Raw genomic sequence first — 12,554 nt, forward strand, 5'->3', positions numbered from 1 at the left:
ATGAGCCAGGACGCATCGGTGGCCGCGGACTCCACCAACAACACCGCGGAACAACTGCTCGGCCGCATCGGCCAGCTCACGCGCCAGCTGCGCGAAGGCCTGCGCGAGCTGGGTCTCGACAAGCAGGTGGCCAAGGCCGCCCAGGCCATTCCCGATGCGCGCGACCGCCTGAGCTACGTGGCCGCGACCACCGAGCGCGCGGCGCACCGCGCGCTCAACGCCATCGACGTGGCGCAGCCGCTGCAGGAAGCCCTGGCCAGCGATGCCAAGGGCCTGAGCAAGCGCTGGGACCAGTGGTTCGAGAACCCGCTCGAGCTCGACCAGGCGCGCGAGCTGGTGCTGGACACGCGCGGCTACCTCAACGAGGTGCCCGAGCGCGCCGGCGCCATCAACTCGCAGCTGATGGAAATCCTCATGGCGCAGGACTTCCAGGACCTGACCGGCCAAGTCATCAAGAAGATGATGGAAGTGGTCAACGACGTGGAGACCCAGCTGCTCCAGGTGCTGATCGACAACTCCCCGCCCGAGAAGCGCCAGGAAGCCGCCCAGAGCCTGCAGAACGGCCCGCAGGTCAAGCCCGGCAACCCCGAGGCCGTGACCGACCAGGCCCAGGTGGACGACCTGCTGGAGAGCCTGGGCTTCTAGGGCCGGGCAGGGCGGCCCGGCCCTGCTTCATTGGCCGAACTGCAGGGCGATAAGGGCCCTTATCGGCAGATTGTTCCGGACGACCGAATTCAATAATTTGGTCATGAGCAAGGCGTACGTCGCCACTGCTGGTTCGGAGCATGAATGGCTGAGGAAAGCGATCTCGAAAAAACGGAACCCGCCTCCGAGCGGCGCCTGGAGAAGGCGCGCGAGGAAGGCAACGTTGCCCGTTCACGGGAACTCACCACCTTCGTGATGCTGGGTACCGCGAGCGCGGGCCTGTGGTTCAGCGCGGGGCTGCTCGGCGAGAGCATGGACGGCTCGCTGCGCCGCGGCCTGCAGTTCGAGCGCGCCAGCGCGTTCGACACCTCGCACATGCTGGCCCAGACCGGGCTCATGGCGCTGCAGACGCTGATGGCCATCGGCCCGCTGTTCGGAATGATGATGGTCGCGGCCGTGGCCGCGCCGCTGATGCTCGGCGGCTGGATGTTCTCCGCCGAGGCCGTCGCGCCCAAGTTCAGCAAGATCAATCCGCTGGCCGGCATTGCGCGCATGTTCTCGGCGCAGTCGCTGGCCGAGCTGGTCAAGGCGCTGGCCAAGTCGGCGCTGATCGGCGGCGTGGCCTGGTGGGTGATCGCGGGCGACATCGGTACGGTGATGGCGCTCATGGCCCAGCCCGCGCACTACGCGCTGCCGCACGCCCTGGTGCTGGTGGCCAAGCACTGCGTTCTGATCGCGGCCACGCTGTTCCTGGTGGCGCTGGTCGACGTGCCATTCCAGCTCTGGAGCTACTACCGCAAGCTGCGCATGTCGCGCGAAGACCTGCGCCAGGAGCACAAGGAAAGCGAAGGCGACCCCCACATCAAGGCGCAGATCCGCCGCCAGCAACAGCAGATCGCCAAGCGCCGGATGATGTCCGAGGTGCCCAAGGCCGACATCGTGCTGACCAACCCCACCCACTTCGCGGTGGCGCTGAAGTACCTGGACAGCGACATGCGCGCGCCGCGCGTGGTCGCCAAGGGCACCGACCTGGTGGCCGAGCGCATCCGCGAGCTGGCCAGGGAACACAACGTCGCCATCCTCGAGGCGCCGCCGCTCACGCGTTCGCTCTACAAGCACACCAAGGTGGGCGAAGAAATACCGAGCGGCCTCTACACCGCGGTGGCCGAAGTGCTGGCGTGGGTCTACCAGCTCAAGCGCTGGAAGAGCGAGGGCGGCGATGCCCCGCGCACCCCCACCGACCTGCAAGTGCCGCAAGCCCTTGAATACACAGTGAAAGACACAGCGAAAGCCGCATGAACGCGATGACCAACCTGTTGCGTCTGCCGACGCAGATGTTCTCCGGATCGCAGTTCAAGGGACTGGCCGGGCCGATTCTCATCATCATGATCCTGAGCATGATGGTGCTGCCCCTGCCGCCATTCCTGCTCGACCTGCTGTTCACCTTCAACATCGCCATGTCCGTGATGGTGCTGCTGGTGAGCATGTACACCATGAAGGCGCTCGACTTCGCGGCCTTCCCGGCGGTGCTGCTGTTCTCCACGCTGCTGCGCCTGTCGCTGAACGTGGCCTCCACGCGCGTGGTGCTGATGAACGGCCACACCGGCCCCGACGCGGCGGGCAAGGTGATCGAGGCCTTCGGCCACTTCCTGGTGGGCGGCAACTTCGCGGTGGGCGTGATGGTGTTCATCATCCTCGTGCTCATCAACTTCATGGTGATCACCAAGGGCGCGGGCCGCATCGCCGAGGTGGGCGCGCGCTTCATGCTCGACGCGATGCCCGGCAAGCAGATGGCCATCGACGCCGACCTCAACGCCGGCCTGATCGGCGAGGAAGTGGCCCGCAAGCGCCGCCAGGAAGTGGCGCAGGAAGCCGACTTCTACGGCTCGATGGACGGTGCCAGCAAGTTCGTGCGCGGCGACGCGATCGCGGGCCTGCTCATCATGGTGATCAACATCATCGGCGGGCTGGTCGTCGGCATGGTGCAGCACGGGCTGGACTTCTCCACCGCCGGCAAGACCTACACGCTGCTGGCCATCGGCGACGGCCTGGTGGCGCAGATCCCGGCGCTGGTGATCTCGACCGCGGCCGGCGTGATCGTCTCGCGCGTGACCACCGACGAAGACGTCGGCAGCCAGCTCACCGGACAGCTGTTCTCGAACCCGCAGGTGCTGTTCCTGACGGCCGGCATCGTCGGCCTGCTGGGCATGATTCCGGGCATGCCGAACCTGGCGTTCCTGCTGATCGCGGGCGGCCTGGTGTGGCTGGGCCGCCGCCTGGTGCAGCGCAAGCCGCAGCAGCAGGCAGCGCAAGAGGCGGCCGCCGCGCAGGCCGCGAACCTCGCGCCCGGCAGCGAGATGGCCGAGGCCACCTGGGACGACGTGGCCATGGTCGACCCGCTGGGCATGCAGGTCGGCTACCGCCTGATTCCGCTGGTGGACCAGTCGCAGCAGGGCGAGCTGCTGGGCCGCATCAAGAGCATCCGCAAGAAGATCGCGCAGGACATCGGCTTCCTGGTGCCGGTGGTGCACATCCGCGACAACCTCGAGATCAAGCCCAACACTTACGTCATCACCCTCAAGGACGTGGAGATCGGCCGCGGCGAGGCCTTCCCGAACCAGTGGATGGCCATCAACCCCGGCCAGGTGTCGGGCTCGCTGCCCGGCGCGCCCACGCGCGACCCGGCCTTCGGCCTGCCCGCGGTGTGGATCGACGCCAGCCAGCGCCAGCAGGCGCAGGTGTACGGCTACACGGTGGTCGATGCCTGCACCGTGATGGCCACGCACCTGAACCACCTCATACAGACGCATGCCGCCGAACTGCTGGGCCGCCAGGAAGTGCAGCAACTGCTCGACCAGATCGCCAAGACCGCGCCCAAGCTCACCGAAGACCTGGTGCCGAAGGTGCTGTCGCTCAGCACGCTGCACAAGGTGCTGCAGAACCTGCTCGACGAAGAGGTGCCGATCCGCGACATGCGCACCATCCTCGACGTGATGGCCGAGCACGCGCCGACCATCAAGGACCCGACCGAACTCACCACGCTCACGCGCCTGGCGCTGGGCCGCGCCATCACGCAGCAGCTGTTCCCGGGCGATGCGGAGATGCAGGTCATCGGCCTGGACGGCGCGCTCGACGGCGTGCTGCAGCAGGCGCTGAGCAACAGCGGCGGCATCGAGCCCGGCATTGCCGACAACCTGCTGCACCAGGCGCAGGCCGCCATCCAGCGGCAGGAGCAGATGGGGCTGGCCCCGGTGCTCGTCGTGCAGCACTCGCTGCGCGTGCTGCTGTCGCGTTTCCTGCGGCGCAGCCTGCCGCAGCTCAAGGTTCTTTCGCACGCGGAAATCCCTGATTCCCGCACCATCAAGATCACTGCCGCCATTGGAGGACGAGGTTGAATTCCCAGCAGAACGACGTGCGCACCACCGCACGCAAATTCGTCGCGGCCACCAGCCGCGAAGCCCTGAGGCTGGTGCGCGAGGCGCTGGGCGCCGACGCCATCGTGCTCACCCACCGTGCCACCGCCGAGGGCGTCGAGATCGTCGCCATGGTGGAAGGCGACGTGCAGGGCGTGGCGCGCAACGCGGCGCCAGTGGCGGCCGCAGCTGCACCTGCACCTGTGCCCACACCTGCACCTGTCTCTGCCCCAGTCGCGGCGCCCGTTGCACAGGTCGCGCCGGCTGCTCCGGTTGCGCAGGCCGCACGCCCCGCTCCGCAGCCCGTGGCCGCACCCGCGCCTGCGCCTCATGGCGACACGGTGCTCAACGAGCTGCACTCCATGCGCGGCATGATCGAAGAGCAGCTCGCCAGCGTGGTCTGGAACGACAAGCAGCGCCGCGACCCGGTGCGCGGCCGCCTGCTGCGCACGCTGCTCGGCGCCGGCTTCAGCGCGCGCCTGTCGAAGGCCATGCTCGAGAAGCTGCCCACCGGCCAGACCTACGCCGAGGGCATGGCCTACGTGCGCTCCGAGCTGATCCGCGCGGTACCCGTGCATGAAGACGAAGATGCCCTGTTCGCGCAGGGCGGCGTCTATGCGCTCATGGGCCCGACCGGCGTCGGCAAGACCACCACCACCGCCAAGCTGGCCGCGCGCTGCGTGATGCGCTTCGGCTCCGACAAGCTCGCGCTGGTCACCACCGACAGCTACCGTATCGGCGCCTACGAGCAGCTGCGCATCTACGGCCAGATCCTCAACGTGCCCGTTTACGCCGTGAAGGACGCGGCCGACCTGCATCTGGTGCTGCAGGACCTGCGCGACAAGCACATGGTGCTGATCGACACCGTCGGCATGAGCCAGCGCGACCGCGCCGTGCCCGAGCAGATCGCCATGCTGGGCCAGAGCCCGCGCCCTGTGAAGCGGCTGCTGCTGCTCAACGCCACCAGCCACGGCGACACGCTCAACGAAGTGGTCCACGCCTACCGCCACGGCAACGACCTGACCGGCTGCATCTTCACCAAGGTCGACGAGGCCACGCACCCGGGCGCGCTGATCGACACCGTCATTCGCCATCGCCTGCCGGTGCACTACATCTCCAGCGGCCAGAAGGTGCCCGAGAACCTGATGCAGGCCGACCGCGCGCAACTGGTGGACAGCGTGTTCCAGCCGCGCCAGCACAACCCGCTGTTCGTGCCGGCCGAAAGCGACCTGCAGGAAGAGCCCGCGGGCAACGCCCCGTCAGCCCAGGTGGTGCAGGCGCAGGGCGAAGCCGACCGCCTGCGGCTGAAGTACCAGAACCTGATCCGCGCGATGGCGCACGACGCGCAGGAGCTGGCCACCGCCGCCAGCGCGCTGGCCGGCGCGCAGATCGGCTTCGAGCGCGCGCGCGGGCTGTGGCGCAATGCCGCCGACGAAGACATCGGCCAGAAGGCCGTGCTGCAGGACCTGATGGTGCATGCGCGCGGCGAGATCGCCGCAGGCTGCGAGACCCATGTGCTCGCGCTGTGCGGCCAGGTCGGCCTGCGCTCGAACGAAGGCGGCGACGCCTACGAATGCCACGGCAGCCTGCTGCTGTCTGACCGCAGCGGCCTGCCGCTGGCCGCGCCCAACCAGTGGCTTTCCACCGCCGCCACACGTGGCATGAAAGACGCCGCCCGCAAGCCGGGCGCGCGCCAGGTGCCGTGGCTGCGGCAGCAGGACTTCGGCGACAAGCCGATGGTGCATGTGCTCACGCGCCTGCCCGGCCTCGAATCGATGCTGCAGTGGCAGGCCGCGGGCCAGCGCTGGCTGGCACGCGCGCCGGGCTCCACGGCGGTGATCGATGCGCGCACCGGCGCACCTGACACGCTCGCGCGCCTGGACTTCGAGTTCAGCGAAGGGCAACCCGTGCGCTTCCGCGGCAAGGCCGCGCTGCGCTGCGAGGCGCAGGCCGACGTGGTGCTGCGCTTCAATGCGGCCGCAGTGGCGGCCGGCGTCGGGCGCGAGGCCATGCCCGCGCTGCGCTGCGTCGCCACGCGCATGCTCGACGCGCGCAGCGGCAACGTGCTGGCGCAGAGCTATGCGCTGACGAACATCGGCACGGAAGTAGCGGCGCGCCAGCTCGCCCAATGGCAGGCCTGGGCCAACGACGCCGAGCCTTGCTTCCGCCTGCTGCGCGACGGCGTGCAGCTGGTCGGCGGCATCGGCGAGCTGGGCGACCCGAACAACATGAAGCGCCTGCTTATCGCCGGCCAGATGACCACCACCGTGTGGCGCCTGGCGCAGGCCGAGGGCGAATGGGCCGACCGCACGCGCGTGCTGCTGGGCCAGCTGACCGGGCGCCCGGTGCGCAACGGCCGGCTCATGAGCGGCAGCGCGTTGTACGCGGGCGTGGGCAAGCTTTTCCTGTTGCTGGAGGCGCTGGGCACCGAGTCCACCGCGCCCGTCCAGGCGCCGCGCGCGCTGGAGCCGCAGGGTTGAGGAGATCGCAATGAGCAAGATGGTCGCGGACCAGGCCGACGGATTGCGCCGCCTGCTGGCGCAGACGCAGACGCGCGTTGTCGCGGTCGCGAGCATGGGCCCGGGCGCGGGTGCCACCACGGCCGCGATGAACCTGGGCGCCGCGCTGGTGCAGCAGGGCAAGAACGTGCTGCTGCTCGATGAGCACTGCCCCAAGGTCGGTTCGGCCTGCGAGGTATGGGCCATCGATCCGCTGGGCGGGCTGGCCGACGTGGCCTCCGGGCGGCTCACGCTCGCGGGCGCGGCGGTGCGCGCCGGCAGCGGCGTGCATGTGCTGCCCGCGCCGCCCGGCGTGGCCGACGATGCCACTGACCCGCGCACGATGTGGCGCGACGGCGTGGTCATCGTCGACGCGGCCCTCGACAGCGAAGGCCGCCTGTCGCCGCTGGCGCAGGCCGCCGACGAACTTCTGCTGGTGCTGCAGCCGCAGCCCGCGTCGATCACCACCGCCTATGCGGGCATCAAGCGCCTGCACTACGCGCACGGACTCAAGCAATTGCGTTTTCTCGTCAACGGCGTGGCCGAGGTCGAGGCGGCGCGGCAGATCATGAGCAACCTGGCCAACGCCGGCAGCCGCTACCTGGCGCTGTCGCTGGAGGCGGCCGGCTGGGCCCGCTTCGACGCACGCGTCGCCGATGCGTGGCGGCTGAAGCAGACCATCGTCGAGGCCTTTCCCGCGAGCGCGGCGGCGGTCGATTTCCGCCGCGTGGCCGACGACATGGGCCGCTGGCCCTGGCGCGCCGATGCGCGCACCGGCGCCGTTCCCGGCAACCCGGCCCCGGCCGTGATGCACGCGGCGGCAGCCGCCTGACCCGGTTCCGGCAGATAACCGCAAGAGGACGTCCGTGTACACCGCACAGGGAACCATCGAGAAATCGCACCTGCTGGCGCAGCACCAGCCGCTGGTGCGCCGCATCGCATTGCAGATGATGGCCAAGCTGCCCGCCAGCGTGGAGCTGGACGACCTGATCCAGGCCGGCATGCTGGGCCTGCTGGATGCGTCCAGCCGCTACCAGGACAACCGTGGGGCGCAGTTCGAGACCTTCGTCAGCCAGCGCATCCGCGGCGCCATGCTCGACGAGCTGCGCGCCAGCGACTGGGGCTCGCGCGGCCTGCGCCAGTCGGCTCGTGGTATCGAGAAGGCCATTCATGCGCTCGGCCACCGGCTCGGGCGCGCGCCGAGCGAAGGCGAGATCGCCAAGGAACTGAAGATGGACCTGGAGGCCTACCAGTCCATGCTGCAGGAGATACATGGCTGCCAGCTGCTCTACGTCGAAGACTTCGCGAAGGACGACCCGGACAACCCGTTCCTGGACATCCACTCGCAGGACGCGCGCCGCGACCGGCGCAGTGGCGACGACCCGCTGGAGCAACTGCTGGAGAGCGGCTTCCGCCACCAGCTGGTGGATGCCATTTCGGCGCTGCCGGAGCGCGACCAGCTGCTGCTCAATCTCTACTACGAGGAAGAACTGAACCTGCGCGAGATCGGCGCCATCCTGGAAGTGAGCCAGTCGCGGGTGTGCCAGCTGCACAGCCAGGCGATCAGCAGGCTGCGCGCGAAGCTCAAGGACCTGCTCTGACAACGCAGCCGGCCCCGGCCGGATAGGCGTTGTCCGGCAGCATGTTGCGCCGCTCTCCGGCGCGATGCTGCCGGCCGGCGGGCGAGGCTGGTGGCTTGTCCCAGCAGCCGAAAAATCAACAACTCTCCACGCGCCGGCGGCGTGCCCGCCCGGCACGGCCCATTGCCGACTACGCGCTGATCGGCTCGACCCACAGCGCCGCGCTGGTTCACCTGGGCGGCGACATCGAGTGGCTGTGCCTGCCGCGCTTCGATTCCGCCGCCATGTTCGCGAGCCTGCTCGGCGACGAGCGCAACGGCCGCTGGACGATGCGCGCCAGGAGCGCCAAGGCCCGGGTGACGAGGCGCTACCTGCCCGGCACCATGGTGCTGGAGACCACCATCCACACCGCCAAGGGCACGGCCCTGGTGACCGACTTCATGCCGCGCCCGGCCGCTGGCGGCACGCACGAGGTGGTGCGCATCGTGCAGGGGGTGCGGGGCACCGTGAACATGCACACCGAGTTGCGAATCCGCTTCAACTACGGCGAGTGGTGCCCCTGGGTCGAGCGGCGCGACGGCGCGGTGCATGCCGTCGCCGGACCCGACGCGGTGCGGATCAGCTCCGGCGTGCCGCTGGTCAACGAAGACTTCGCGAGCCGCGCCGACTTCACCGTTTTGGCCGGGCAGTCGATCACGTTCGTGCTCGACTGGTTACCCTCGCACGAGAAGCCGCCGGTCACGCGCGACGCCAACGCGCTGCTGGCGCAGGCCTGCGCCGAGTGGTGCGCATGGACCGACCGCTGCGGCTACCACGGCGAGTTCCGCGAACCCGTGATGCGTTCGCTGCTCACGCTCAAGGCGCTGACCTACGAGCCCACCGGCGGCATCGTCGCCGCGCCGACCACCTCGCTGCCCGAGCAGCCCGGCGGCGAACGCAACTGGGACTACCGCTTCTGCTGGCTGCGCGACGCCGCGCTCACGCTCTATGCGCTGATCGGCTCTGGCTATGTGGAAGAGGCCAGCGCCTGGCGCTGGTGGCTGATGCGCGCCGTGGGCGGCTCGCCCGAAGAATTGCAGGTGATGTACGGCCTGCACGGCGAACGCTCGCTCAACGAACTGGAGCTCGGCTGGCTGCCGGGCTACGACGACAGCAGGCCGGTGCGCATCGGCAACGGCGCGCACGGGCAGCGCCAGCTCGACGTGTACGGCTCGGTCATCGCGGCATTCCACGCGGCGCGCAAGGCGGGGCTGGCGGACATGGACAAGGTCTGGCCGCTGGAGCGCGCCATCGCGAAGCAGCTCACGGTGCTGTGGAAGCAGCCCGACTGCAGCCTGTGGGAAGTGCGCGGCGAGCCGCGCCACTTCGTGCACTCCAAGATGATGTGCTGGCTGGCCTTCGACCGCATGATCGCGAGCGCGGAAGACTTCGGCCTCGAAGGCCCGGTCGAGCACTGGCGCGCGGCGCGCGACGAGATCCATGCCGAGGTCTGCGCGCGGGGCTACGACGCGGCCAGCAATTCCTTCGTGCAGTACTACGGCGCCGACACGGTCGATGCGGCATTGCTGTGGATGCCGCTGATCGGCTTCCTGCCCATCCACGATCCGCGCGTGCAGGGCACCATCGCGCGCGTCGAGAAAGAGCTGATCTTCAACGGGCTGGTGTATCGCTACCGCACCGAGAAGGGCGTCGACGGCCTGGAAGGCGGGGAGGGCGCGTTCCTCGCTTGCAGCTTCTGGCTGACCAACGTGTACGTGGCCATGGGCAAGCTGCGCAAGGCGCGCGCGCTGTTCAAGCGGCTGCTGGCGCTGGGCAACGACCTGGGGCTGTTCGCTGAGGAATACGACCCCGTCGGCCGGCGGCAGCTCGGCAATTTTCCGCAGGCGTTCTCGCACATCGGGCTGATCAACAGCGCGCATGCGCTGGTGTCTGCTGCGGGCGGCGTGTGGGAGCTGGCGGACCTCGACGGCAAGGCGCCGGTCAAACGACGGCGGCGTCCTTCGCGCGCGGGGTGAGCCGCGCGCCGATGTCGGCCACGATCAGCGCCACGGGCGTGTCGATGGCGGCATGCCACACATCCGTCTCGTTCGCGTCCGGCCGTTCCAGCGTCTGCAACTGGCTGTCGAGCAGGCTGGGCGGCATGTAGTGGCCGGTGCGTCGTTCCAGCCGCTGCCGGATGAGCGCATCGGGCCCGTCCAGAAACACGAACTGAAGCGATGGTGACGCGGCACGCAGCCGGTCGCGGTAGGCGCGGCGCAGTGCGGAGCAGGCCACCACCACGCCGCGTGGCGCGGCGGTGCGGTCGGCCAGGTTGTGGCCCACGCGGTCGAGCCAGGGCCAGCGGTCTGCATCGCCGAGCGGCTGGCCGGCCCGCATGCGCGCCACGGCTTCGGGCAGGTGAAGGTCGTCGGCGTCGACCCAGGGCAGCTCGAGCAGTTGCGCCAGCCCCGCCGCCACGCTGCTCTTGCCGGTGCCCGACACGCCCATCACCACCACGCAGGTGGGCTGCTGCGGGGGCATGTGATTACAGGCTCGCGGTGATGCCGCCGTCCACGTACAGGATGTGGCCGTTGACGAAGCTCGAGGCGTCCGACGCCAGGAAGATGGCCGCGCCGCCGAGTTCCTCGACGTCGCCCCAGCGGCCAGCGGGCGTGCGCCCCGAGAGCCAGGAAGTGAAGGCCTCGTCGGCCACCAGTGCCTGCGTCAGTTCGGTCTTGAAGTAGCCGGGGCCCAGGCCGTTGACCTGGATGCCGTGCTTGCCCAGGTCGATGGCCATGCCCTTGGTGAGCATCTTCACCGCGCCCTTGGTGGCGGCGTAGGGCGCGATGCCGGGGCGGCCCAGTTCGCTCTGCACAGAGCACACGTTGATGATCTTGCCGCGCTTGCGCTCGATCATGCGTTGCGCCACGAAGCGGCCCACGAGGAACACGCTGTCGATGTTGGTGGTCGTGATCTTGTGCCAGGCGTCGATGGGGAATTCGGCGAACGCGCCGCGGTGCTGCATGCCCGCGTTGTTGACGAGGATGTCGATGGCACCGATGCCGGACTCGACGGCGGCCACGCCGGCCTCGACCGCGGCGGCGTCCGTCACGTCGAAAGCGACCGATTCGGCGGCAATGCCCCGGGCGCGCAGTGCGTCGCGCGCGGCGGTGAGTGCGGCGGCATCGCGTGCGTTGAGCACGACGCGCGCGCCAGCCTGGCCCAGTGCCGCCGCCAGCGCGAAGCCGATGCCCTTGCTGGAGCCGGTGATGAGGGCGGTGCGCCCGGAGAGGTCGAACAGTTTCAAGAAAAGCTCCTGGGAACGGGGCGTGAACGGGGTGCCTCGGTACATGGCAACGGGAGTAAGTTACCGGTATCTTGTGAAAACGTCAATGGGTGAAGCCCGTGCTGGCTTTCCTCAGGGCAATTGGTTAAAGTTACCGGTATCTTTCATGCAGCAGGAGACATCCGCTTGACCGCTACCGCCATTTCCCCGCACGTGCTCCTGGCCGGCGCTTATCCCGAGTGGGACATGGCGCCGATGCGGGCGGCATACACCCTGCACCACCTGTGGGAGGCGCCGGACCCGGCGGCCTTCGTCGCCGAATATGCGGCCGACATCCGCGCCATAGCCACGCGCGGCGAACTGGGCGCGAGCGCCGGGCTCATCGCGTCGCTCCCGAAGCTGGAACTGGTCGCCTGCTACGGCGTGGGCACCGACGCCATCGATCTCGCAGCCTGCCGCGCGCGCGGCATCCGCGTGACCAACACGCCCGACGTGCTCAACGGCGACGTGGCCGACCTTGCCGTGGGGCTCACGCTTGCACTGCAGCGGCGCATTGCGGCCAGCGACCAGTTCGTGCGCAGCGGCGCGTGGGCGCAAGGCGGCATACCGCTGGCCACGCGCGTCTTCGGCCAGCGCGTCGGCATTGCCGGTTTCGGCCGCATCGGCAGCACCATCGCGAAGCGGCTCTCGGGCTTCGAGGTGGAGCTGGGCTACTTCAGCCGCAGCCCGAAGGCCGACAGCCCGCACCGCCACTTCGCGAGCCTGAGCGCGATGGCCGACTGGTGCGACGTGCTCATCGTCATCCTGCCGGGCGGCGAGGCCACGCGCGGCATCGTGAATGCCGAAGTGCTGCAGGCGCTGGGCCCCAAGGGCTGGCTGGTGAACGTGTCGCGCGGCTCCACCGTCGACGAAGCCGCGCTGCTGCAGGCGCTCGAAGCGCGCAGCATTGCCGGTGCGGGGCTCGACGTGTTCCTCAACGAGCCGCGCATCGACCCGCGCTTCGCCGCGCTCGACAACGTGGTGCTGACCCCGCACCATGGCAGCGGCACCGAACAGACGCGCCGTGCCATGGGCGAGCTGGTGCGCCGCAACCTCGAGGCCCATTTCGCGGGCCAGCCTCTCATCACCCCCGTGGCCTGATTGCCCGAAGGAA

The 12,554-nt window shown here is 69.3% G+C and carries 10 protein-coding genes; 8 read left to right on the forward strand and 2 right to left on the reverse strand.

Annotated features, from left to right (window positions below):
• The 7 genes from cheZ to ACWV14_RS08390 all read left to right on the forward strand — a co-directional run bounded on the left by cheZ (position 1) and on the right by ACWV14_RS08390 (position 10,151).
• Entirely contained in the window at positions 1–645 is a 645-nt protein-coding gene (gene cheZ / locus ACWV14_RS08360; protein WP_422085491.1) for a protein phosphatase CheZ, read from the forward strand.
• Positions 646–789: 144 nt separating this feature from the next.
• The gene (gene flhB / locus ACWV14_RS08365) at positions 790–1,944 is read left to right on the forward strand and encodes a flagellar biosynthesis protein FlhB (protein WP_422085492.1); all 1,155 of its coding nucleotides are present in this window, start codon (positions 790–792) and stop codon (positions 1,942–1,944) included.
• Positions 1,941–4,040, forward strand: coding sequence for a flagellar biosynthesis protein FlhA (flhA, locus tag ACWV14_RS08370; RefSeq protein WP_454907373.1), 2,100 nt, complete (start codon positions 1,941–1,943; stop codon positions 4,038–4,040). Before flhB ends, flhA begins: the two co-directional genes overlap by 4 nt.
• Entirely contained in the window at positions 4,037–6,538 is a 2,502-nt protein-coding gene (gene flhF, locus ACWV14_RS08375) for a flagellar biosynthesis protein FlhF (protein WP_454907372.1), read from the forward strand. Before flhA ends, flhF begins: the two co-directional genes overlap by 4 nt.
• 10 nt (positions 6,539–6,548) lie before the next feature.
• Complete coding sequence (locus ACWV14_RS08380) at positions 6,549–7,388, forward strand: MinD/ParA family ATP-binding protein (protein ID WP_454907371.1); 840 nt, start codon at positions 6,549–6,551, stop codon at positions 7,386–7,388.
• Positions 7,389–7,422: 34 nt separating this feature from the next.
• A complete protein-coding gene (locus ACWV14_RS08385) occupies positions 7,423–8,157 on the forward strand; it encodes an RNA polymerase sigma factor FliA (protein ID WP_081266208.1) in 735 nt (244 codons plus the stop codon).
• A gap of 95 nt (positions 8,158–8,252) precedes the next feature.
• The gene (locus ACWV14_RS08390) at positions 8,253–10,151 is read left to right on the forward strand and encodes a glycoside hydrolase family 15 protein (RefSeq protein WP_454907370.1); all 1,899 of its coding nucleotides are present in this window, start codon (positions 8,253–8,255) and stop codon (positions 10,149–10,151) included.
• On the opposite strand, the gene ACWV14_RS08395 is transcribed toward ACWV14_RS08390, so the two are convergent.
• Together ACWV14_RS08395 and ACWV14_RS08400 are read right to left on the reverse strand one after the other, a co-directional pair.
• Entirely contained in the window at positions 10,117–10,656 is a 540-nt protein-coding gene (locus ACWV14_RS08395; RefSeq protein WP_454907369.1) for a gluconokinase, read from the reverse strand. The genes ACWV14_RS08390 and ACWV14_RS08395 overlap by 35 nt on opposite strands.
• 4 nt (positions 10,657–10,660) lie before the next feature.
• Positions 10,661–11,422 carry an SDR family oxidoreductase gene (locus ACWV14_RS08400; protein ID WP_454907368.1) on the reverse strand — a complete coding sequence of 254 codons (762 nt, stop codon included), beginning with the start codon at positions 11,420–11,422 and terminating at the stop codon, positions 10,661–10,663.
• 165 nt (positions 11,423–11,587) lie between these two features.
• On the opposite strand from ACWV14_RS08400, the gene ACWV14_RS08405 reads away from it, so the two are divergent.
• Positions 11,588–12,541, forward strand: a complete 954-nt coding sequence (locus ACWV14_RS08405) for a 2-hydroxyacid dehydrogenase (RefSeq protein ID WP_454907367.1) — start codon at positions 11,588–11,590, stop codon at positions 12,539–12,541.
• The last annotated feature ends 13 nt before the right edge of the window (positions 12,542–12,554 follow it).

The organism is Variovorax durovernensis (assembly GCF_977011995.1).